This window comes from Devosia sp. YR412 (genome assembly GCF_900110945.1).
Classification (GTDB): Bacteria; Pseudomonadota; Alphaproteobacteria; order Rhizobiales; family Devosiaceae; genus Devosia.
In genome coordinates this window covers 1,037,260-1,060,074 of sequence record NZ_FOFL01000001.1, presented here as the reverse complement: position 1 = coordinate 1,060,074, position 22,815 = coordinate 1,037,260, and the positions used below count along the sequence as shown (strand labels likewise).

Below are 22,815 nucleotides of genomic sequence, written 5' to 3'. Positions count from 1 at the left end.
AGGTGCCACTTTCTGTCCAGTTCCGGAGCGAGACTGGGCGCCCAATCACCATGCGAGGTTCTGATGTCCTATTTCGATTGCTATCTTATCCCGGTGCCTGTCTACAAAATGGCGGAGTACAAAGAGTTCTCGGCCGAGATGGCTGCCGTCTATGTCGAATATGGCGCGATCGCCGTCGTGGATTGCGTTTTGGATGAGCAACAGGCTGACGGCACGCAGTTTCATGCAGATGGCGCTAAGGATGAGGTTGGTGCGCACGACCTTCGCGACTTCATGATGGCAGCGGCCGTTCGCCCGGGTGAAACCGTTGTCATTTCCTGGACCGAGTGGCCGAACAAGGAGTTTCGCGATCGTCAGCTACCGCAGGTACTGGCCGATCCACGAGTGCAACCTACAGAAGATCAGGGCGTGATTTTCGAGGGTGCCCGGCTCGTATCCGGCGGTTTCATCGGGCTGGCGAAGACCGATGGAAAAGTCGCATCGACTTAGTCGACCAAGACTTCGAAGGGAACTTCGGTTGGTGCGCCGTGCCGTGCATAGTCTTCGACGATAGCGGCAAGACGCAGAGGGGTGAGCCGCTCCTGCGCCCTCTTAAGGTCCTCGATCTTCCACCAGCGGAAGCAGTCCAGAACCCGCACCTCCACTTGATCGCTCATGACGGGCTCGAACCGGTGGGTGTGCACGACGAAATACTCTTCGGTCTGTTGGTATCGGCAATCAAAGAAGTTGAAAGTGTGCCGGCGCCGCCAGACCAGGGGACCAATCTCGAATTCGAGCAATCCCAATTCTTCCCTGAGCTCGCGCCGTAGTCCTGTGGCGTTGTCCTCGCCGGCTTCCTTGCCGCCACCGGGTAGGATCCAGATCAACTCGTTCGTGTCCAAGCGAATTCGCATCATCAGAATTTCGGCTTCGGGTGTGAGGATCAGAGCACGAACACCGTTTCGGATCGTTACATCTTGGTCAGTCACTGTCGCTTACTCCGGCCCATCGCGAATCTAGTCCAACGCTGCGAAACTAGATCCGGGGATGGACACAAAATGTCACCTGACACCGATCGTAGCTGACAGTGACTGTCCAACCGGCATGGGACAAGGCGGCGTTTTCATCCGTCCAGCTCTAACACGGGGGCCCCCATGAGCTTCACACCCAAAAGCGCCAGCGTCGTCTACTATGTCAGCGACATAGCGCGCACCGAGACATTTTATACCGAGACCCTAGGACTGCCTTTGCAACGGATGGAAGGGGCTGAACCCTTCTGGCTGCAGGGCACGCTCGAGAGCGGGCTTGAGATCATCTTTTTCGAACAGGAGGGTGCACACGGTAGCACACCGGCCCTGGTGTTTTCGATGAGTGAAGGCGGTATCGACGATATCGTCGCCGATCTCGCGGGCAAGGGCGTCAATATTGTCACGCCGGTCAGCGAGGCTCCCGGCGGGTGGAGTGCTGATTTCCTCGACCCGGACGGCTTCGGTATCGGCCTCTGGCAATCGGAAGAGTTTCCACGTTCGCTGAAATGACCCTGTAGAGCCGGACACCCAAGGTGTCCGGCATGCTTCTTAAATGACACATCCTGTCCGGCCGGGGCCCTAGCTTCGGGCAAAGTATGGGAGATGTCATGAACCAGAATTTCGAACATTCGGATAAGGAATGGGCGTTGCGGTCATCGACGACGACACTGCTGCAGCCCTTCGATCTCAATGGCGTCCTGAGGCTGCGTAACCGGATGGTCATGGCGCCGTGCACGCGCAATCGCGCCGAGCCCGACCTCAGGGCGAGCCGTGGCGCCATCGCCCATTACGCCGCCCGCGCCGCCGCTGGCCTGATCGTGACCGAGGGTACCATCATTTCCAAGGAGGCCCAGGGCGGTCCGGGCATTCCGGGGATTTTTCTCGCCAGCCATGTCGAGCGTTGGCGTGAGGTCACTGATGGCGTCCATGCCCAAGGCGGGTTAATTTTCAACCAGCTCTGGCATCAGGGGCGCATGGCACACTCCTTTTATTCGGGCAGCCTGCCGCTGGCGCCGTCGCCCGTGGTCGATCTGAGCAAGCATCGCGGCGACCGTTATTACGACTTCACCCACGAAGCGCCCCGCAGCATGAGCGAGGGCGATATTGCGCGAACGATTTCCGATTTCGCGCGTGGTGCCCGCAATGCCAGGGCCGCCGGTTTCGATGGCGTCGAAATTCACGGCGCCAACGGCTACTTGCCCGAGCAGTTTTTGCGCCAACATACCAATCGACGCACGGATGGCTGGGGTGGTGCCGCCAGGAACCGAGCGCGCTTCGTCATCGATGTGATTGATGCCTGCGCCGCCGAAATCGGCTATGAGCGCGTCGGCCTTCGCGTATCGCCGGCAGCCCATTTTGCGGAGATGGTGTTCACCCCCGGCGACGAAGATGCGCTGCTCGAAGTGATCGCGGCCATGAACGCCCGACCGATCGCCTATCTCCATACCGGTGTCGATGAAGACATCCACTATGACTATCTCGGCGGCACGTCTAACGCCTTCCTGCGCCGCCATTTTCACGGCTTTCTGATCGGCTGCGGCGGCTATGATCCGCAGACCGCGGCCGAGCAGGTCAGACATGGCAATTTCGACCTGGCGGCCTTCGGTCGCCTGTTCCTCGCCAATCCGGACCTGGTGACCAAGGTGAAAGGTGGGCAAGCCTGGACACCCTATTCGCGACAAGTCTTCGAGGACCTGCGCTGAAGTAATGGGGCCGATCGCAAGGACCGGCCCAGGTCGATCAGGCTGATAGGGCGGCCTCACTGTCGTTGAGCGGTTCGCCCTCGTTCGGATGGCCTTCACCGGTCGTGATCAATGCCTTGAGGCTGCCATTGATGTAGGTGCCCCAACCATTCGAGCATACATCGAAGCATTCGAAATGCGGCACCAGGCCAATGTGGGTGAAGGTCAGCTTTGTGCCGGTTGCATCAGGCTCGATCTCGAAGACGATATCGGTGCCCGTCCACTCGGTTTCGTCCTGGGTGAAATTGAAATAGTTCTTCACCACATGCCAGACAACCCGGCGTGAGGGCGTTATCTCGGTGATGGCGATCTCGGTACGATGGATGTCGCGGAACCCATAGTGGAACGTCGCACCCTGCTTGTCCGTGTCGCCGATTACGTCTTCGGACCACCAGCCGCGCACATTGTTAATGGCAGCAAAAACCTCATCTGGGGTCTGCGGCACGATATAGTTGGTTGTATAGTTTTTGTCGTTCATGGTCTTCTCCTTGGTTGAAACATAGGCATGACGGAGCGATCGCGCCGAAGCACGTCATTGCGGGTCGCGAAGATTTGGTCGGCGAGACTAGGGCGTTAGGCGAACGTCATTGAGGCCATAGTGATCGACATAGATCGCTTGGCGCTTTTGCCAACCATCAGGGTCGACGCGTGGGTTCGCTTCTAGCAAGGCGCTCCCCAGATGCTCGAGAAAGTCGTGCCAGCCGGGCAGCATGAGGGCGCTATTCACATACGGCATACCCTGATGGGTGAAGATCAGGCGCGTGCCCTCGCCTTGTCGCTGGAGCTCGTACCGAACCACCGAATCCGGTGCGTGCGTGTTCGACCAGCTAAATTCCAGCACTTTTGGTGGATCCCACACACGAACCCGGCCAGTCATTGGATGCGGTCCACCGACCATCAGTTCAAATCGGCCGCCCACACGTGGCTCAACATAAGCCGCACCCATCCAGTCAGCCAACCGTTCGGGTTGGGTCAGGGCGCTCCAGACAGTATTTACGGGACGCGGGTAGAAGCGTTCGAAATGCACGTCAATATGGTCACCTTGCCTGGTGAATTCACCGAGAGCGTCATTGCTCGACATCTCAGTCGCTCCTCATCAAATGCTCATCAAGCGCATCGAGCTTGCCGGCCCAGAACGCGCGGTAGGGCTGCAGCCAGTTGTCGAGTTCTGCCAGCGGTCCGGGGTCAATTCTGTAGAGCCGTCGCGGCCCGTCTATCCGGACCTGAACGAGCCCTGCCTCGTGCAGCGCTTTGAGCTGCTTTGATACATTGGGCTGAGCCAGGCCGAGTTCGTCAACAATCGCGCCAACCGGCTTTTCGCCGGTGAGGAGCAATCCCAAAATGTCGCGCCGCACGGGGTCGGCTATGGCTGTAAATATTAACATAGAGGTTATATGCTCAAATAGGAATATTCCTGTCAAGGAATATGATGACGAACATTGCACGTAGCTGACAGGTCCTGTCCTTCCATTCGGACAGAAGGAATTCAACAACGGTCCTCTCAATGCGCGGGGGGCATTCAGCGGCCGGTTCGGAGGATGAGGATGGAACTGAAAATCGAGCGCTTCCAGCGATCTCAACGCTAAGAGGCCATCGATGTGTCACTCAGCGCATGGCAGCAGGCAAGCTTCAATGCAGGACAAGAATCGACCGGACGATGATGATCCTTAATGACAGGGGAAGATTGTGCACGATCCTGCCGAACTATTCGCCTTTGCCCTGGTAGCGTTCGGCATGGTGCTGACGCCCGGTCCCAACATGATCTACCTCCTGTCGCGGTCCATCTCTCAGGGCAGGCGCGCCGGATTGATTTCGCTGGCCGGGGTTGGGCTGGGTTTCGTGATATATGCTCTCTGCGCTGCCTTCGGTCTGTCGGCATTCTTGCTGGCCGTGCCCCATGCCTATGACGTCATTCGCCTGGTCGGCGCAGTCTATCTGCTGTGGCTTGCTTGGCAGGCCCTCCGCCGGGGCGGCGATAGCGCATTGAGTGTTACCATTCTGCGTAATGACACACCGCGCCGGCTCTTCTTGATGGGTCTCTTCACCAGCGTGCTCAATCCAAAGATTGCAATCATGTATCTCTCGCTGTTGCCGCAGTTCATTGACCGCGACGCCGGAAACGTCCTGCTGCAATCCATCGTTATGGGTATTACCCAGATCGTGGTCAGCATGTCGGTCAATGCGATGATCATCATCTCGGCAGGATCGTTCGCGGCCGTTCTGGCGCGGCGTCCGGCCTTCGCACTCGCCCAGCGCTGGCTGATGGGTACGGTGTTTCTAGGCCTCGCCGCTCGCCTGGCGGTGGAAGGACGCAGCTAGTCTGCCTGAACCCTTCCAGTTCGCACGCAATGGGCGATATCGGGGAATCCGAAGGCCTCGGCCTGACGCGCCGGGATTTCCGTGTGGTAGGGGATGGCATGCAATTGCGCCGACCAATCACCGTTGCGACGCTCGATGATTGCGAAGCGCGCCAGCGGACTGCCGGCTTCGATCACATGCGGCAGAATCTGGTCGACGCGATAGCCTGGCATTCCGACGCTGCCTGGATTGACCACTAACGTCCCGCCAATCTTGGCGATGCGCTGCGTGTGGGTATGCCCGCAAAGAACGACCTGCGCCCCACCGATACCGTCCAGCTTGGGAAGGATGCTCTCGCTGTCGTCCAGCACGGCTTTGCCTGATCTGACATCTTCGAGGAGATAGTCCATATCTCCGCCCGCAGGGCTGCCATGGCAGGCAAAGACGCGGCCATCATCAAGCGTCAGCGTTTGAGGAAGGTGAGCGATCCATGCCAACTGCTCGTCCGACAAAAGAGGGCGGGCAAGGTCATCCAAGTCGCCCTGAACGCGTTCCACCAGCTGGCGCTCATGGTTCCCGGCAATGGTCAGATACCCTGACGTCATCTGGCGTTCGGCACTACCTCGGGGGTCGAACGGCCCGGAAACAAGGTCACCCAGGTTGACGACGTGATCGGGCGTCAGTGATGAGATTTCATCCATCACCGCGTTCAACGCCGCCAGGTTTCCGTGCACATCCGAGATGACTGCTATCAGCATCGAGCTAGCCTTTCGTTGCTTGGCAGCATGGTGGACCGAAGCAGCTATCAAGAAGCTACCGGACGGACAGGAAATGTCATCTACCTGCGACCGCCAAATCTACGAGCGCCAGCAACGCAACCGATGACAGCTACGCAGACCACGATCATGGCGGGCGATACAGGTTCTTGTAGCAAAGTCGCCGCCAGTGCCAAGCCGAAGAAGGGCTGGAGCAACTGCAGCTGGCCAACCGATGCAATCCCACCTTGAGCCAGTCCGCGATACCAGAAGACGAAACCGACCAGCATGCTGAACACCGATACGTAACCGAGGCTCAACCAAACCGGCGGGGTGACAGCAGAAAAAGAAGGTGGCCAAGTGATCACGGTTATAGCTCCCATGACGGGGAGCGAGAGAATCAGCGCCCAAGAGATAACCTGCCAGCCGCCCAGATGACGCGATAGCTTGGCGCCCTCCGCATAACCCAGACCGCAAACAATTATTGCGGCTTACATGAAGCCGTCCCCGATAGGCGAGGCTGTCAACCCTTGGGAGAGTGCGAAGCTGGCCACAAGTGCGCTTCCAACTATCGAGAACACCCAGAATACGGGCTTTGGTCGCTCCGCACCCCGGATCACGCCAAAGATGGCTGTCGAGAGCGGCAGCAGAGCGATAAATACAATGGAGTGAGCCGAGGTAATGTGCTGCAACGCCAGTCCAGTCAGCAGCGGAAAGCCAACAACAACGCCGAGTGCGACGATCGCCAACGACATCAGATCATTGCGGCTGGGTGTTCGTTGACGAAAAATGACGAGCAGGGCAATGCCAAGCAGTGCGGCGATTGTTGCGCGTGCTGTTGTCAGGAACAATGGATCGAAAACTTGAACCGCGATGCGGGTCGCAGGCAAAGAGCCGCTAAATATCAGGACGCCGACCAATCCGTTTAACCAGCCGGCTGTTGAACGCTCCATGCAGATTTCCTTGAGTTGGCAAGAATTGCCCGCTGTGGATGCGTATCCACCGTCACGCCACCATCTCATTTGTAGCTGACAGTTTCTGTCCGCTATCACGCTGGAACCCCCACCGACAGTGTCCGATGTATCGGCATTTTGTCGAAAAGCTGCCGGTCCGTTTTCCACCCCATAGGCGCCGGTATCCTGGCGCCCAAAGCAGCCAGTCTGATGCCGCCCGCTTATCGGTCATTTGACCTATGTCGAAGATATCCTAAAAGCCGCCGTTCGCCCTGCGGGAAATTCTGAATATCCAGCGACGTTCCTATTCACTCAAGTCGAGATCGACTGCTCTGTTCAATGCGTCGTCGACGGGAAGCCTGTTCTTGGCTATCGATATAGAGCGGCAGGAGTCCGATTTCGAACTGGCCGCCAATAGCCTCGAAAGGTTTTCCGGCTGCTTGGAAGTCGTCAATCGATAAGCCGGGGAACATGAAATATTTCGCCGCCACCTTGTCTTGGGTGGCGCCTAAAATCACCCGCTCCATGCCGGCAAAGCGCAAGGCGGCAAGGCACATTTCGCAGGGCTGCAAGGTGGAGATCATTATGCAGCCGGAGAGATCCGATTGGCCCATAACATGGGACGCTTCCGTCAGGGCAACCATCTCGGCATGCTTGGTCGGATCAGCCTGCAGTCCGACCTCGTTTTCGCCTCGACCGATGGAAACACCATCTCGCAAGACGGCGGCGGCAATCCCCGCTCTACCGGACTGATCCTTGGCCCACAAAGCGCGGTCGACAGCGTCTCGCATGGCGGCGCGTTCATTCGGTGACAGCTGATCATAGGTCATTTCGTGGCCTCGTTGGACTGGAGCTGTGGCAAGGCATTGGGCTGCCGCTTGGGCCGAAGTCATCCTGCGAAAACGCAACGTCACCGGCGGTAGGAAGTTCAAAATCGATCCGCTATGACGATGCCGTCAGGACGGAACCGCTATGCCTCCCGTTCATTGGTCTGGTCCAACTTTGACGAGAGAGACCCATGACCGATCGCTTGACCATGCAGGATCCCCGCATCCAGTATCCACAGCCGCCCTTTCCGAAACAGCCCCAGCCGGTGCCGGGCCTGCAGTCGAAAATGGACCCGGTGCCGGACCATGGCGAGACCAGCTATCAGGGTAACGGCAAGCTGAAGGGTCGCAAGGCGCTGATCACTGGTGGCGACTCCGGCATCGGTCGCGCCGCTGCTATCGCTTATGCCCGCGAAGGCGCCGACGTCGCCATTTCCTATCTCGGCAACGAGGATTCCGACGCCAAGGAAGTCATCGCGCTGATCGAGGCCGAAGGTCGCAAAGCCATCGCTCTACCCGGCGACATCACTGACGAGGGCTGGTGCGTCGAACTGGTCAAGCAGGCCGTGTCCGGCCTCGGTGGTCTCGATATCTTGGTCATCAATGCCGGCCGCCAGCAGAACCGCGAGTCGATTGGCAAGGTCACTTCGGACGATTTCGACAAGACCATGAAGACCAATCTCTATGCCATGCACTGGATTGCTCAGGCCGCCGTGCCGCATCTGCCGGCTGGCGCCGCCGTGATAGCCACGGCCTCGATCCAGGCGTATGAGCCCTCGGCTATCCTTCTCGACTATGCCACCACCAAGGCTGGCATCGTCGCCTACACCAAAGCGCTGGCCAAGCAGTTGATTGAAAAGGGCGTCCGCGCCAATGTCGTGGCACCCGGCCCGTTCTGGACCCCGTTGCAGTCGAGTGGCGGCCAGCCGCAGGACAAGGTAATGAAAATGGGCGAGGACGTCGATTTCGGCCGCCCCGGCCAGCCGGTTGAACTGGCGCCCATCTATGTCCTGCTCGCCTCCCAGGAAGGCAGCTACATTAATGGCGAAGTCTTCGGCGTCACTGGCGGCGCCGGCATCGCCTGACAGGTCCAAGCCATTGCAAAGTCCCGGGGTGACGCGCTTCGGGACATTGCTTGCCAGAATATCTCCAAAGAAAGTCCGGCATGAAGAAGCGGAACGCCGTCCGTCAGGATGGATACCTTGCCCTCGACAACTACGCCGCCATCGGCGAGGGGCGCTCCGTAGCTCTCAGCGGCACGGATGGCTCGCTGGACTGGTGGTGTGTGCCCAATATGGATTCGCCGCCGCTGTTCGATCGCCTGTTGAACGCCGAAGACGGTGGCCGTTTCTCGATCACGCCGGTGGACGCCTTCGCGGTCGAGCGCAACTATCGCGACGGCAGCAATGTTCTGGAGACGACTTTCATCACCGCCAACGGCCGGGTCCGGCTGACCGAGTCGATGAACAGCGGCCCAGCCGGCCGCATGCCATGGTGCGAACTGGCGCGCCGGCTCGAGGGACTGGAGGGCACTGTGACCTTCCAGCTCGAAATTCGCTTCGGCACCCGCGCCAACACCTGTTCGCCCTATCTAACCCAGCGGCACGATGAATTTGTCTTCCACGCGGGCACCACCCTGGGCATCGTCAAGGCCAGCCCGGACATTGCGCTGCGAGCAGAAGACGAGGCGCTGTCTGCCACCTTCACGGTCGCACAGGGCGAGCGGCGCGTAATCGCCGTTGTGGCCGGCGACGACGAACCATTGGTCATCCCCACCATCGAGGAAATCGACATCCGTATCGACGTGTCTGATCAGGAATGGCGGGCCTGGAGCGATCGCATCGGCTACGACGGCGCCTATCGCGATGGCGTGCTGCGGAGCGGTCTGGCACTGAAGTTGCTGCTCTATTCCCCGACCGGCGCAATCGCGGCGGCCGCGACCACGTCCCTTCCCGAACGGATCGGTGGGGACAAAAATTACGACTATCGCTACGCTTGGGTGCGAGACGCAGGCTACACCATCAAGGCCTTTCTGCTGATCGGCGCCGATGCTGAAGCCAAGGCTGCCTTCACCTGGTTGATCAAGCGCCTCATCAAGCACGGCTCGCAGGTGTTCTACACACTGGGCGGCGACATGCCGCCGGACGCGATCGAAGTCGAAGTTCCCGGCTATCGAAAATCCAAACCGGTGCTGCTGGGTAATGCAGCTGCGAAACAACACCAGCACGGCATTTATGGTGACATTTTCGAGGTGGCCTATCGCTTTGTGGAGGATGGTAACATCCTCGACGATCGGACCGCCGTGACGTTGGCCGGCCAGGCCAACGAATGCGCCGAGGGCTGGCGCAAGAAGGATTCCGGCATCTGGGAGCTGGAGGAGCAGCGCCACTACACCATGTCCAAGATCAGTTGCTGGCAGGCGCTCAACCGCGCTGTTTATCTGGCCGAGCAGGGCCACATTCCCAATACCCATGTTCAACGCTGGCGGCGGGAGCGCGACCGCGTGGCAGAATGGGTCGACGCCAATTGCTGGTCTGACAGCAGGCAGGCCTATACCGCCTGGGCCGGCACAGATGATCTCGACGCCTCGATCGCCCTTGCGGTGCGTTTCGGCTTTGACGGAGCGGATCGCCTTTCCAGCACGATCGACGCCATCGACAGTGAACTCGGCAGTGGGCCCTTCCACTATCGCTACACCGGTGCCGAGGCAGAAGAAGGCTGTTTTCTTGCCTGTAGCTTCTGGCTTGTCGAAGCTAAGGCGCTGCTCGGCAGGCGGAACGAGGCCAAAGAGGCTTTCGAAGCGTTGCTGGCCGAACTCGACAGCTGTGGCATCTATCCGGAGATGATCGACCCCAAAACGCTCGAATGGCTCGGCAACCTGCCACAAGGGCTGACGCATCTGGCGATGATTCATGCGGCGGTGGCGCTGGACGGCGAGGTGCAGACGGAGCTGTGACGGAACCGGTCCAGCCCCGCTCCCATTGCTGTCAACGGAGATCATCATGCAGCAAACCGTTCCGACACCGACAACCGCCCCAGCTCCACGCAAGGGCATGCCCAGTCCCCGCCTTTGCGAAACCGAATTCAAATCCCGCTTCCGAGCCCAGTTCATAGATCCCAATTTCGATAGTCTGCAGCAGGCGCTCGACGACATTACGCAGGCCGCCTGGGACGCCTATGAGCACGAGCGGAAGGCGCCTCGTACTGTCAAAGCCGGCGCGGGGTATGCCGATCCCGATTATGACTTGGCTGAGGATTGGGTGAAGGCTAAGGCCGCTACCGACCGCGCTCAGGCAGATTATGAATCCAGCGATCGGCCGCAGCGCGTACTGCTGGTGAACGGCTCGTCGCGCAGCGAACACACCTGCCCCGGCGAGATGAGCAAGTCCTTTCGCATGATCGAGCTGGCCCAGATCGAACTGGAAGCTGCGGGCATCGAGACTGAGGTTCTCGACCTGTCTCGCACGGTCTCCGAATATGGCCGCAACATCCACCCCTGCAAGGCGTGCTTCTCCACGGCGGCGCCGCTCTGCCATTTTCCATGCTCCTGCTATCCCAATTATTCATTGGGCCAGTCGCAGGACTGGATGAACGAGATCTATCCGATGTGGCTGCGCGCCGATGCCGTGCTGATCGTCAGTCCCGTCAACTGGTACCAGGTCTCCTCGCCACTTAAGGCAATGATGGACCGCATGGTGTGCTTTGATGGCGGCAATCCAGACCCCTCCCTGACGCAGGGCAAAAAGGCCGATATCGCCAAGCAGGTCGAGCTGGACGGTTGGGACTATCCGCGCCGGTTAAAGGGACGATTGTTCGCTGTGATCGTGCATGGCGATGTCGAGGGAACCAAGGACGTGAGACGGTCCATTTCAGATTGGCTGAAATTCATGGACATGGCGCCGGCCGGCCCCAAGGCCGAGCTTGATCGCTATATCGGCTATTGGGAGCCCTATGCCACCAACCACGAGGCCCTCGACAAGGACCTGCCAATGCAGGGTGAGGTCAGGAATGTCGCGCGCACCTTGCGCGATGCGCTGCTCGCACACCACGACCGCAAAGCTGTCCCAGGCAGCGAGCTAGTGCAGCCGCGCAACAAATAGTAAGGACGAATGCGTGGTGCCGTCCGGGCCACGCATTCGTCCCCGCGTCATTCCTGCGGCCGGGAGGTTACCTGCTGGAGAACCTTGGTTATGTCCGCCTGCGTGTAAGGCTTCGGAAGAATGGCAAACTGTTCGTTTGGCCCGGGCACATAGCCCGTAACGTCATTGTCGCCGGTCGCGAATACGACAGCGATAGTTGGAACCTGGCTTTTGGCGGCAGTGGCCAGTTCCAGTCCCGACATGCCCGCCATGTGAACGTCGGTCAGCAGAACGTCGATTTCAGACGTCAGCAGGTCGAGGGCCTCTTTCCCACTGCCGGCGTCCAAAACCGTATGACCCAGATCTTGCAGGATATCCGCGGTATTCATGCGGATCAGCATTTCATCGTCAACGAGCAAAATGCGCAGTGGCTTCTGCTTGCCAGGCACCGACGACGCCGAGCCCTGCGATGTCTGGGGATGACCTTGCGTGGCATTGTTGATCTGGGACTGATTGGCCAGCACCAAGCGCACCTTTCGTGCAAGAGCCTCGCGCGTGTAAGGCTTGGACAGAAGGTTGACACCAGCGTCCAGTCGCCCGCCATGTACGATGGAATTTTCGGTGTAGCCGGAGGTGAACAGGACGGCGATATGCGGCATCCGTTCGCGAGCTTTCCTGGCCAGCTCGGCACTTTTGAGTGTCCCGGGCATGACGACGTCGGTGAACAACAGGTCGATCGGCACACCGCTTTCGATGACATTCAGCCCGCTTTGCGCATCGATTGCCTTGAGCACTCGATAGCCCAGGTCGGTCAGCAGTTCGACGACGGTCGCTCGAACATCGGCATCATCTTCAACAACCAAAATAGTCTCGCTGCCACCCTGAATAGTCGCGGCATCGAGGATAACCCTCACGTCTTCGGCCTCGACGGAGCGCGGCAAGTACAGCTTGATGGTCGTTCCTTCGCCCACTTCGCTGTAGATTTTAACATGCCCGCCAGACTGTTTGACGAAGCCATAGACCATGGACAGGCCCAAGCCGCTGCCCTTGCCTTCTGACTTGGTCGAAAAAAACGGGTCGAAAACTTTCTCCAGAATGTTCTGGGGAATGCCCGATCCAGTGTCAGTAACCGCCAGCAGGACATATTGCCCTGCCGTGACCTCATTATGCGCCCGGGCATAATCATCGTCCAGGCTGGCATTGCCTAGTTCGATGGTCAGCTTGCCTGTGCCGGCCATGGCATCCCGCGCGTTGATGGCCAAGTTCAGCAATGCGTTTTCCAGCTGCGCGGGGTCGATCAGTGTGTTCCACAGGCCTCCCCCAACGACAGTTTCGATCTCGATCTCCTCGCCAATGGCGCGTCGAAGCATGTCGTCCATGTCCCGCACCAGCCGGTCGATCTTGACGATCTTTGGCTCCAGCGCCTGACGACGACCGAAAGCCAACAATTGGCTGGCCAGCTTGGCGCCGCGGTCGACGGCGGACATGGCATTGACAACGCGCTGACTTGACTTGTCATTGCCTGCGACATCCTTCGCAACGAGCTGCAGATTGCCCGATATCACCTGCAGCAGATTGTTGAAGTCGTGTGCCACGCCGCCGGTCAGCTTGCCGATCGTTTCCATTTTCTGGGATTGGACCAAGGCCTGTTCGGCCAGGCGCCGTTCGGCGATGGCGTTTGCGATGCGGGATTCCAGGGTCTCGTTGAGCTGTTGCAATTGCAACTCGGCCCGCTTCCGATGCGCGATCTGACGCTCTAGCGCGTCGGCATGCTCGGCCAGGCGGCGCTCGGCCGCGACCCTTTCGGTATTTTCGATGACAGTACAGAGCACCCCACCGACATCACCGTTTTCGATGCGAATAGGGGTGTAGAACAAATCAAAGAAGACCTCCTCTTCCCGTCCGTTGCGGCGAAGGACCATCGACTGATCCTGAAATCCCTGCACCTCGCCACGGAAGCCGGTTTCCAGAATCTTGCGGTTCCAGTCCCATATCTCGGGCCAGATGTGGGGAACGGCGCCGCCCAGCGCTTTTGGGTGATAGCCTCCGGCAATGTCGATATAGCCGTCATTGTAAATCATGATGTGGTCTGGCCCCCACATCAGAACCTTCGGGACCGGCGAGTTGACGAGGTTGTCGACCGTCGCCCGCAAATGGCCGCCCCAGCTGTCTCTGGGTCCGAGGCTGGTCGAGGCCCAATCGAAGGTGCGGACCAGTTCGCCGGTGCTGCCGCCTTTGACAGGCCAGATGGTGGTGTGGAGGTCAGACATGGGCGAACGGTCCCGAGATGATCGGAGACCGTATCTAAGCTTGACCGAACGGAATTTCTAGCGAGAACACGCGCTAAGGCCTGCGGCACTCCAAAGCAGATCGTACGCGCTCAGCTAGGCATTTTGTGCCAGGCGGTTGATCAATTCGGCGATGACCTCGAGAGAGTATGGCTTCCCGACAAAAATGCCCTGTGGCGGCAGATCGGCGCTTTGTACGTCGCGGTGACCTGACGTCACGATGATGTCTATCGGCGGCCAAGCACTTTTCACCAGGGCTGCCAATTCCAACCCATCCATGTCGCCTGGCATGTCGACGTCGGTGAACAGGCACTCGAAGCGCTGTCCGGATCGGAATATCTTGACCGCCTCCTGGGCATTTGCTGCCTCCATCACATCAAATCCATGGTCAGTGAGTTCATCGACCGTGTGGATTCGGAGGAGAGGTTCGTCCTCGACGACAAGAACGGAAATTTTGCTGGTCATGGCGTCTACCTGGCTCGAGATGTTCTCGGGCCCGACCGAGTGAAGCTCCAACGCGGCAACGGTCGAGCCGATCCCTCACGGCCGACCGATTAATCCAGGCGCGTCTGACAATAAAATTGTGCTGTTCGATTAAATGCCGAGGCGCCGACAACTGGCGTAATTGTGCATTTCGCGATAAGCCCATTTCAAGGTGCCCCCTTTGTATGCCCCCTGAAGGACTCGATGTCATCTATGTCTGCTCCATCGCTCAATTTTCTGGCCGGTGGCGGCGAGATGGGAGAGATCATCCGGGCCACGGATTGGTCAGGGTCGCCGCTTGGCACGCCGGAGACCTGGCCGGGCAGTTTGCGCACCTTGGTGCAGGTGATGCTGATGTCGGGACAGCCCATGTTCATCGCATGGGGGCCAGAGCGTATCATGCTCTACAATGACGGCTACGCACCCATGTGCGCTAACAGGCATCCTTGGGCGCTTGGGAAGCCCTTTGCTGAAGTTTGGGCCGATATTATCGATGCCGTAGGTCCGATCATGGATGCCGCCTATGCTGGTATCCCGACCTATATGGACGATATCGAGTTCTTGATGACCCGGCACGGCAAGCAGGTCGAGACCCATTTTTCGTTTGGCTATACGCCGGTGCACGATCACGAAGACCGCGTAGCTGGCATGTTCTGTACTGCGCTTGAGATCACGTCCGAAGTAGCCGAGGCCAAGGCCCGCAAGGCGGACGCCGAGCGCCTGCGCGAAATGTTCGAGCAGGCGCCCAGCGCTATCGCCGTGTTGCGTGGCCGGGACTATGTGTTCGAGGTCGCCAATTCGGCCTACCAGCGGCTGGTCGCCAAATCGGACTTTCTCGGCCGGCCGGCAGCCGACGTGATCCCGGATTTGTTGGAGCAAGGCTTCAGTGATCTGCTCGACCGCGTTTACGAAACCGGCGAGCCATTCATCGGCGCCGGTGTCCCCATTACGGTGACCGATACCGAAACCGGAACAACCATCGATTACATGATGGACTTCGTTTATCAGCCGATGCGCGACGCAGATGGCGAGATTGATGCCATCTTCGTGGAGGTGGCTGACGCCACCGAGCGGCACAAGGCCGAGAAAATGCAGGCCATCCTCAACGAGGAACTGGCCCATCGCATCAAAAATCAGATGGCGGTGGTGCAGGCCATAGTCAGCCAGACCCTGCGCAACGCGGCCGATGTCCGTTCAGCCCGGCAATTGATCAATGGTCGACTGGTTGCACTTTCGAGTGCCCACGACCTGCTGGTGCGTGGCAAGGGCGAGCGGGCCTCGGTCCGCAAGCTTATCGAAACAGCAATGGAGCCCTATGGCAGGGGTGACGGGCGCCAGATCAATCTGACTGGGACAGAAATCGAAGTCGGCCCCAAGGCTGCATTGTCTCTTGCCTTGATTTTGCATGAGCTTGCGACAAATGCGGTGAAATACGGCGCTTTGTCAGTGCCGGAGGGGCACCTGGACATTGCCTGGGGCACATCGGTCGACGAGGAAAGCACCACCTTCGATCTGACCTGGACTGAAAGCGGCGGCCCGTCGGTCGACGAGCCGTCTGCGCCAGGGTTCGGAACGCGACTGCTTCGCGGCGGGATAACCGGAGTCGAAAGCCGCGTTGAGCTCGACTACTCGCCCGGAGGTTTCACTTTCGTGCTGAGCACCCCTCTGGCAGACATCGTTATATCCTAGGGTGTCCAGCCGACGCGCTCGCGTAAACGGCCCCCGCCTTATCGATGCGCTTCTCACGCTGAGCTGGGCGTAGGTCAGCCTCTTCTTTGCCAGAAGCCCCCGAGGATTAGATCAATTTCTGCTGGAAAGATTGTGATCGTCCGTTCGAGGAACGTCGCTGTCTTGGAGCCGTTTGCGGTTTGATGCCAAACACGGCTCCGACGCCAGACAGGACGACCCATGCGCAATCTGCTTCTCGCCACCACCGCAATCACCGCTCTCATGTCCCTGCCAGCTTTTGCCCAGGACGAGCCCAGCCCGGTCGATGAAGCGGTCGCTACGAGCAAGGACAGCGGCACGCTTGACCGTGCCAATCCCGAAATGGCCGCCGTCATCACGAAGCTGTTGGAACTGGGTGCAAAGCCCGTCAATACGCTCTCGGTCGAGGAAGCCCGCAGTCAGCCGACGCCGGCGGACGCGGCCATGGCTGTCGCTGAAGACAAGGCCGGTGCGCCTCCAAAACCGGAAGCCGTCGCACGGACCGAGGACGTCATGATCCCCGGTGCTGCCGGTGATCTCGAGGCTCGTGTCTATTGGCCAGAAGGCGCCGCTGAAGGTGAGGCACTTCCGGTCATCGTCTATTTCCACGGAGGCGGCTGGGTCATCGCCGATCTCGATGTCTATGACGCATCTCCGCGCGCCCTGGCCAATCAGGCCGATGCCATTGTCGTTTCGGTGCATTACCGTCAAGGGCCGGAGGACAAGTTCCCGGCAGCCCATGACGATGCCATAGCCGCCTATAGCTATGTGGTCCACAATTCCGGTCAGTGGAACGGCGACGCCGAGCGCATCGCCGTTGCTGGCGAAAGCGCTGGCGGCAACCTTGCCATCAACGTCGCCATTGCCGCGCGAGACCAGAAGTTGACGGCGCCCGACGCTGTACTGGCGGTCTATCCGGTGGCTGGCGACGATCTTGAAACGCCGTCTTATATCGCCAACCAGAACGCGGTGCCGCTCGGCAAGGCGGATATCGAATGGTTCGTCGGTCATTACCTCAACGAAATGACCGAGACTGCCGATCCGCGCATCGACCTCGTCGGTGCGGCGAACCTGGCTGATCTGCCACCGGTGACCATCGTCGCAGCCGAAATCGACCCACTGAATTCGGAAGGCATGTTGTTGCGCGACAAGCTGGAAGAAGCGGGCGTCGAGGTTGCCTACCAGAACTGGAACGGCGTGACGCACGAATTTTTCGGCATGACTGGCGTCGTGCCAGAAGCCAAGGAAGCGCAAGACTTCGCCGGTGCTGAACTGCGCGCAGCGTTTGGCGCCCAGTAATCCTTTAAGGCCCGGCGAAAGCCGGGCTTTTTGCTTTCCAGACCACGAACATTCAAGAGGCCTGAAATGATCCGACCGCTTCTAACGCTTGCCGTGTCGAGCGCAACATTGCTGGTGGCCATTCCGGCCTTCGCCCAACCTCAAGGCACCATCGGCGAATATTCCGACGTGACCGTGCAAGGCTCCATCCTTGAACCCGAACCCGTCACCATTTCCGACGACGCCGAACTTGCAGCGCAGATCAAGGTGCCCGAGGGCTTTATGGTCGAAGTCGTAGGTCGCGACCTGGGCAATACCCGGATGCTGGCGACCCATGGCGAGCATGTTTATGCCACGCGCCGCACCGAAGCTGATGTGATCCGGCTCAATGATGCGGATGGAGACGGCAAGTATGATGCGGATGGAGACGGCAAGTATGAGGATTTCACCATCGTCGCCGCCCGCCCGGGCATGCATGGGCTGGCCTTCCATGGCGACACGGCCTACCTCGCAACCGTCAACGAGGTCTATACCGCGCCGGTCAACGAAGATGGCAGCTTTGGCGAGCTGACGCGCATCATCGATGACCTGCCCGATGGCGGCCAGCACGCCAATCGCACGTTGGCGATCGGCCCCGACGAGATGCTCTACATAACGATCGGCTCGACCTGCAATGAATGCATAGAGACCAATCCGGAAAGCGCCACCATCCTGCGCGCCAGCCTCGACGGCAAGAGCCGCACCATCTTTGCTTCGGGCCTGCGCAACACCATCGGCTTCGGCTGGGAGCCCGAAAGCGGCATGCTGTTCGGCGCCGATCACGGCACCGACTGGCTGGGCGACGAAGCCCAGCAGGAAGAGTTCAACCAGATCGAGCAGGGCGCCAAGTATGGCTGGCCATATGTCTTCGATTTCGGCAATCTCAATCCGCATATGAACCCGCCCGAGGGGATTGCGCTGGAACAGTGGGCCGCCCAGAGCAAGGAGCCGGCCGTCGGCTACACGGCCCACGCGGCGCCGATGCAGATGACCTTCTACACCGGCACGGCTTTCCCCGAGGAATATCGCGGCGACGCCTTCATCGCCATGCGTGGTTCCTGGAACCGCCGTCCGCCAAGCGGCTACGAGATCAGCCGCGTGGATTTCGTTGACGGCAAGCCAGGCACCTGGGACCACTTTGCCGAAGGCTTCCTGGTCGAAGGCGAAGACACCAATTACGGCTTCCTCGCTCGCCTCGCCGGCATCACCCAGACCGAGGATGGCGCCCTGCTGCTGGCCGATGACTTCAACGGCATCGTCTATCGCATCAGCCACGAAGCCGGCGACAGCGCAGACGCTGCCACTGTCGCTGAAACGCCCGACGTCACCATGAAGCCGCGGCCGTCCGACATTGCCATCAATCTCGTCGAGGCCGAGGGCACGGTCGAGGTCAGCTCACCCTCCTTCACCACGGGCGAGACCATCCCGCTCAAGCATGCGGCCGAAGGCGACAATGCCTCGCCGGCTTTGGAATGGGGCACCCCGCCGGAGGGCACGCTGTCTTTCTTGGTCATCGCAGATGATCCGGACGCGGCCGAGCCAAAGCCTTTCGTGCATTGGGTGCTCTACGATATCCCCGGCGACGCCACCGGCATCAGCGAGGGCCTGTCGACGGACGCCGTGCTGCAGCAGCCCGAGGGTGCCAAGCAGGGCAGCAACAGCAAGGGGCAGACCGGCTACATGGGTCCGCGCCCGCCTCTGGGCGATCCGGCGCATCATTACCATTTCCAGGTCTTTGCGCTCGACCTGGCGCAACTGCCCGTCGACCCCGGCGCTACGCGCGACGAGGTGCTCGCCGCCATCGAGGGGCACGTGATCGCCAAGGGTGAACTGGTTGGTACCTATCAGCGTCCAGGCGCAGAAAAGCCGATCAACTGATCGCATGGGGCCGGCATATGTGCCGGCCCCAATTCACATTGCGGAGTTGCTATTCGAACTCAAACAGGGCCGCTTCCGGATCCGGCCTGCCCAAGATACTTGCGGCAATCAGGTCTGCCGCAATCCGGCTGAAGGTAATCCCGTTGCCGCCATACGCCATGGCGCAATAGACATTCTTCTTGCCGGGCACCTTGCCGATCGAGGGTAGTCCGGTTTCACTTCCGCCGAAACTGGCTCCCCAGAAGTGTGTGGTTTCAAACCTCTCGTCGGGAAACAGCTTGGAGAGCTTGCGCTCCAAGGCCTTTTGTTTCTCCTCCATGACCGCGTCGCGCTTCCCTTCATCGGCGAAATCCTCGTCCTCACCGCCAAAGATCAAGCGTCCGTCTTCGGACGCACGGCCGTAGACGTAAGGGTCGGAGGATTGCCAGAACAGAGGGATGTCGAAACCTTTGACCGGCGCGGTCGCCAGGGCCCAGGTCGAGGCAATGTCATGCTTTTTGGGATGGACGCCTTCCGGCATTTCATATCCTGACGCGTAAATGGCGTGGCGGGCGCTGATCCGGACACCATCCGAAGTGGTAAACTCGATTCTGTTGGCCGTTTCCGTAAGGCTCTCGACCGTCACCGGCGAATATAGCTTAGCGCCGCGTTCGATAGCGGCTTTCAAAAAACCGGCGGTCAGTTGGACGGGATTGCAGGTCAGATTGTTCTGATTGAGAAGCGCCGCGTCGCACTTCATCCCGTAGTCCTGCCTCAAGGTCTTTCCATCGACCAATGCTGTTGCGAGGCCAATCGCTTCGCGTGCTGACGCCTCGGCTTCCAGCCCGTTGCGATCCAGCAGGTCTCCGGCCAGATAGAGGCTGTCCTTGCGCTCGAAAGCGCAGTCGATCTTATTGGTTCTGATTTTGGCCGCTATGCTCTCCACCGCCACCCGGGAGCGGCGCCAAGCCGCGGCGGCACGTTCAATGCCGATCATCTCGGTCAGTTGGGTCAACGGTATGTCGATCTCATATTGAATGAGAGCAGTCGACGCTGCGGTTGACCCGGTCAGCGGCTTCCGCCGATCGACGATTGCGACGTCGAGACCATGGCCGCTCAGAGCCTCCGCAATCATCGCTCCGCTGATACCGGCGCCGATAATAACGATATCGGTCGAAAGCGGTTGGCCCAGTTCCTCGGCAGGGACGCGCGGTTGCCGGTAGGCGGTCCAGACCGGTTCACCCGTATAGAGCTTTCTGGCCTCGGTGATCATCAGGCCACCAGGATGTTCTTGAACTGCCACGGATCCGTCTCGTCGACATCGCCCTTGAATAGTTCATCCCGCGATAGAGGCGTCCAGTCGGTATAGTGACCTTCGACCGTCCCCAGATATGGACGCTGGATCTCGAGGCATCGCGCGTGATCCATCTCGTCGGTCTCGACGATGCCGGCGTCCGGGTTTTCGAGCGCCCAGACCATTCCGGCCAGCAAGGCCGACGTCACCTGCAATGCGGTTGCATTCTGGTGCGGCGCCAGCGCCCGGGCTTCGTCGATGGTCAGGCTCGAGCCATACCAATAGGCATTCTTCGCATGTCCAAACAGCAGGACGCCAAGCTGGTCCATGCCGGATCGGATGGTCGTCTCGTCGAGAATTGTCTTGTTTTCGGGCTCGGTGCCACGACCCAGGGTTTCGTGGACGGACAGAATTGCTTCGTCGGATGGGTGGTAGGCGTAGTGACACGTGGGCCGGTATTCCGGTGTCAGCCCTTCGCCAACCGTGAAGTAATCGGCGATCGAGATCGACTCATTGTGCGTGACGAGAAAGGCTTGCTGGGCGCCGGCAGTCGGGCACCAGGAGTAGACCAGCGTCTGTGCACCGGGTCGATCGATATAGATCGAGGCTTGGCAACCTTCGTTAAAACTGTGGGCATTGGCTGGCCAATGCGTCTCATGGGTGCCCCAGCCGAGTTCGGCAGGCTGCAACCCCTCTGAAACGAATCCATCCACCGACCATGTGTTGACGAATGTGCCAATTGGCTTTGGCTGGCCGGAGCTTTGGGTGTCGCGTTCCGCGATGTGGATGCCTTTGACACCCAGCTGTTGCATGAGGCGAGCCCAGCCCTCCCGGTTTGAGGGCACGTCGGATACCATGCCTGTGTCCTTGGCGACGTTCAGCAACGCCTCCTTCACGAACCACGACACCATGCCCGGATTGGCGCCACAGCAGGACACGGCCGTCGGCCCGCCTGGACTTGCCCGCTTTTCGCGACGGACGGTTTCGCGCAGGGCGTAGTTGGTTCTCGCCGCCGTATCGTCCTTGTTGGCTTCGTCGAATCCCGCCCATGGCTCAACGACCGTGTCGATGTAGAGAGCGCCCAGCTCCCGGCAGAACTTGAGAATATCCAGCGAGCTGGTTTCCACCGAAAGGTTGACGCAGAAGCTCTGACCGCTGGATGACGAAAGCCAGGTTGAGAGAATGTTTCGAAAGTTCGCTGGAGTGATAGCTTCGTTGACGAAACGAATGCCGCGTTCAGCCAGGAATGAGGCATGCTCGGGATCGGGATCGATGATCGTAAGGCGATCAGAAGCATATTGAAAATGTCGTTCGATGAGCGGCAGCATCCCGCGCCCCACGGAGCCAAATCCTATCAAGACGACCGAACCAGATATGTGGCCGTGAACTGAACTGCTGACTATTTTACTCTCCCACCGCGTGGATATATCAAACTGCATCTCACAGCATGCAGTCACCGGAATGGTTGCTAGTTGTTGGATAGACTCATCGCAGCCTGTTGAGCGAAAAGCAGGTCGGCGTGAACAATTGGCACTCGGGCCAAGCACCTCGACACGGGATTTGCCGAGGGCTTTCGGACCCAGATCGAAGCTGGCTAGCGTAAGTAAACTTTAATCAGGCTGCGCCGAGTTGCTTAAGGATGCCGAGCTCGTCGGAACTGCCCCAACGTTCGACCATTTTTCCATCGCTGAATTTTGAGATCTGCAGACCGCGCACTTTGATGGGCTTTCCCGTTGGTGGCACATTCATGAATGTGCCACGGTGAGTGCCCGTCAGCGTGTAGGCGAAGGCGACATTGTCTGCGTCAGCAACCAGATGGATCGGGTCGATCTTCATATCCGGGAAGGCCGTGCGCAACGCGCCGAAAAACGTCGCATAGCCTTCTGGACCGGCAACCTGCCCAGGTGCTGGATCGTGATCAATGCAGTCCGGCGCAACCAGCTCGGCGAATTGTTCAAACGCGCCGCTTTGTGCAGCCGCACCAAACTTCTTCTGCTGTTCGATATTTTGCTCTTGGCTCATGGCGTCCTACCCTTTTGGTTCCTCGTGCAAACGGCACAGCATGATCAATCGTTCCGGCCTGGGCCAACGGCCATAGGACGGTCAAACGGAGAAGGCATATGCGCTTATCCCCCGCCAAGCGCGAGGCGCATCACGAACGATATAGCGCAATGTCTGTCGGCCAATCCGATCGCAGTGGCCAACTTC

General features: G+C 59.5%; 21 protein-coding genes and 1 pseudogene. 10 read left to right on the top strand and 12 right to left on the bottom strand.

Features of this window, described 5'->3' with window-relative positions:
* Positions 1 to 63 precede the first annotated feature (63 nt).
* Positions 64 to 489 (top strand): DUF1428 domain-containing protein, encoded by a 426-nt coding sequence (locus BM045_RS05080; RefSeq protein WP_092180224.1) that lies wholly within the window; start codon positions 64 to 66, stop codon positions 487 to 489.
* Here BM045_RS05080 and BM045_RS05075 read toward each other — a convergent pair.
* Complete coding sequence (locus BM045_RS05075) at positions 486 to 968, bottom strand: NUDIX domain-containing protein (RefSeq protein ID WP_244522877.1); 483 nt, start codon at positions 966 to 968, stop codon at positions 486 to 488. The genes BM045_RS05080 and BM045_RS05075 overlap by 4 nt on opposite strands.
* A gap of 165 nt (positions 969 to 1,133) precedes the next feature.
* On the opposite strand from BM045_RS05075, the gene BM045_RS05070 reads away from it, so the two are divergent.
* The gene (locus BM045_RS05070; protein WP_092180222.1) at positions 1,134 to 1,517 is read left to right on the top strand and encodes a VOC family protein; all 384 of its coding nucleotides are present in this window, start codon (positions 1,134 to 1,136) and stop codon (positions 1,515 to 1,517) included.
* A gap of 98 nt (positions 1,518 to 1,615) precedes the next feature.
* Entirely contained in the window at positions 1,616 to 2,710 is a 1,095-nt protein-coding gene (locus BM045_RS05065; RefSeq protein WP_170848380.1) for an oxidoreductase, read from the top strand.
* Positions 2,711 to 2,747: 37 nt separating this feature from the next.
* On the opposite strand, the gene BM045_RS05060 is transcribed toward BM045_RS05065, so the two are convergent.
* The 3 genes from BM045_RS05060 to BM045_RS05050 form a co-directional block, all read right to left on the bottom strand.
* Positions 2,748 to 3,227, bottom strand: coding sequence for an SRPBCC family protein (locus BM045_RS05060; protein WP_092180218.1), 480 nt, complete (start codon positions 3,225 to 3,227; stop codon positions 2,748 to 2,750).
* 87 nt (positions 3,228 to 3,314) lie between these two features.
* Positions 3,315 to 3,830, bottom strand: a complete 516-nt coding sequence (locus BM045_RS05055) for an SRPBCC family protein (protein ID WP_092180216.1) — start codon at positions 3,828 to 3,830, stop codon at positions 3,315 to 3,317.
* A 1-nt stretch (position 3,831) separates the two neighbouring features.
* Positions 3,832 to 4,134: an ArsR/SmtB family transcription factor gene (locus BM045_RS05050; RefSeq protein ID WP_092180214.1), complete on the bottom strand. Its 303-nt coding sequence runs from the start codon at positions 4,132 to 4,134 to the stop codon at positions 3,832 to 3,834.
* Between the two features lie 349 nt (positions 4,135 to 4,483).
* Between BM045_RS05050 and BM045_RS05045 the strand changes: the two genes are divergently transcribed.
* Positions 4,484 to 5,068 (top strand): LysE family translocator, encoded by a 585-nt coding sequence (locus BM045_RS05045; protein ID WP_092180969.1) that lies wholly within the window; start codon positions 4,484 to 4,486, stop codon positions 5,066 to 5,068.
* On the opposite strand, the gene BM045_RS05040 is transcribed toward BM045_RS05045, so the two are convergent.
* The 3 genes and pseudogenes from BM045_RS05040 to BM045_RS05030 all read right to left on the bottom strand — a co-directional run bounded on the left by BM045_RS05040 (position 5,065) and on the right by BM045_RS05030 (position 7,585).
* Positions 5,065 to 5,805 carry a metallophosphoesterase family protein gene (locus BM045_RS05040; protein WP_092180212.1) on the bottom strand — a complete coding sequence of 247 codons (741 nt, stop codon included), beginning with the start codon at positions 5,803 to 5,805 and terminating at the stop codon, positions 5,065 to 5,067. The genes BM045_RS05045 and BM045_RS05040 overlap by 4 nt on opposite strands.
* Positions 5,806 to 5,885: 80 nt before the next feature.
* Positions 5,886 to 6,755, bottom strand: a pseudogene (locus BM045_RS05035) (DMT family transporter).
* 308 nt (positions 6,756 to 7,063) lie between these two features.
* Complete coding sequence (locus tag BM045_RS05030) at positions 7,064 to 7,585, bottom strand: nucleoside deaminase (RefSeq protein ID WP_170848379.1); 522 nt, start codon at positions 7,583 to 7,585, stop codon at positions 7,064 to 7,066.
* A 188-nt stretch (positions 7,586 to 7,773) separates the two neighbouring features.
* On the opposite strand from BM045_RS05030, the gene BM045_RS05025 reads away from it, so the two are divergent.
* The 3 genes from BM045_RS05025 (at position 7,774) to BM045_RS05015 (ending at position 11,682) form a co-directional block, all read left to right on the top strand.
* Complete coding sequence (locus tag BM045_RS05025; RefSeq protein WP_092180208.1) at positions 7,774 to 8,667, top strand: SDR family oxidoreductase; 894 nt, start codon at positions 7,774 to 7,776, stop codon at positions 8,665 to 8,667.
* An 80-nt stretch (positions 8,668 to 8,747) separates the two neighbouring features.
* Positions 8,748 to 10,538, top strand: a complete 1,791-nt coding sequence (locus BM045_RS05020) for a glycoside hydrolase family 15 protein (RefSeq protein ID WP_092180206.1) — start codon at positions 8,748 to 8,750, stop codon at positions 10,536 to 10,538.
* Positions 10,539 to 10,584: 46 nt separating this feature from the next.
* Entirely contained in the window at positions 10,585 to 11,682 is a 1,098-nt protein-coding gene (locus BM045_RS05015; protein WP_092180204.1) for a flavodoxin family protein, read from the top strand.
* 47 nt (positions 11,683 to 11,729) lie between these two features.
* On the opposite strand, the gene BM045_RS05010 is transcribed toward BM045_RS05015, so the two are convergent.
* Together BM045_RS05010 and BM045_RS05005 are read right to left on the bottom strand one after the other, a co-directional pair.
* On the bottom strand, positions 11,730 to 13,931 hold the full coding sequence (locus BM045_RS05010) for a hybrid sensor histidine kinase/response regulator (RefSeq protein ID WP_092180202.1): 2,202 nt from the start codon (positions 13,929 to 13,931) through the stop codon (positions 11,730 to 11,732).
* Between the two features lie 114 nt (positions 13,932 to 14,045).
* Positions 14,046 to 14,414: a response regulator gene (locus BM045_RS05005; protein ID WP_092180966.1), complete on the bottom strand. Its 369-nt coding sequence runs from the start codon at positions 14,412 to 14,414 to the stop codon at positions 14,046 to 14,048.
* A gap of 231 nt (positions 14,415 to 14,645) precedes the next feature.
* Between BM045_RS05005 and BM045_RS05000 the strand changes: the two genes are divergently transcribed.
* The 3 genes from BM045_RS05000 (at position 14,646) to BM045_RS04990 (ending at position 19,334) form a co-directional block, all read left to right on the top strand.
* On the top strand, positions 14,646 to 16,121 hold the full coding sequence (locus BM045_RS05000) for a sensor histidine kinase (RefSeq protein ID WP_170848378.1): 1,476 nt from the start codon (positions 14,646 to 14,648) through the stop codon (positions 16,119 to 16,121).
* A gap of 219 nt (positions 16,122 to 16,340) precedes the next feature.
* Positions 16,341 to 17,438, top strand: a complete 1,098-nt coding sequence (locus BM045_RS04995; RefSeq protein WP_092180198.1) for an alpha/beta hydrolase — start codon at positions 16,341 to 16,343, stop codon at positions 17,436 to 17,438.
* Positions 17,439 to 17,504: 66 nt separating this feature from the next.
* Positions 17,505 to 19,334, top strand: a complete 1,830-nt coding sequence (locus tag BM045_RS04990; RefSeq protein ID WP_092180196.1) for a YbhB/YbcL family Raf kinase inhibitor-like protein — start codon at positions 17,505 to 17,507, stop codon at positions 19,332 to 19,334.
* 49 nt (positions 19,335 to 19,383) lie between these two features.
* On the opposite strand, the gene BM045_RS04985 is transcribed toward BM045_RS04990, so the two are convergent.
* The 3 genes from BM045_RS04985 to BM045_RS04975 all read right to left on the bottom strand — a co-directional run bounded on the left by BM045_RS04985 (position 19,384) and on the right by BM045_RS04975 (position 22,629).
* On the bottom strand, positions 19,384 to 20,616 hold the full coding sequence (locus BM045_RS04985; protein ID WP_139198702.1) for an NAD(P)/FAD-dependent oxidoreductase: 1,233 nt from the start codon (positions 20,614 to 20,616) through the stop codon (positions 19,384 to 19,386).
* Positions 20,586 to 22,046 (bottom strand): homospermidine synthase, encoded by a 1,461-nt coding sequence (locus BM045_RS04980; protein WP_092180192.1) that lies wholly within the window; start codon positions 22,044 to 22,046, stop codon positions 20,586 to 20,588. The genes BM045_RS04985 and BM045_RS04980 overlap by 31 nt, the downstream gene beginning before the upstream one ends.
* Before the next feature lie 175 nt (positions 22,047 to 22,221).
* Positions 22,222 to 22,629 (bottom strand): ester cyclase, encoded by a 408-nt coding sequence (locus BM045_RS04975; RefSeq protein WP_092180190.1) that lies wholly within the window; start codon positions 22,627 to 22,629, stop codon positions 22,222 to 22,224.
* Positions 22,630 to 22,815: the final 186 nt, after the last annotated feature.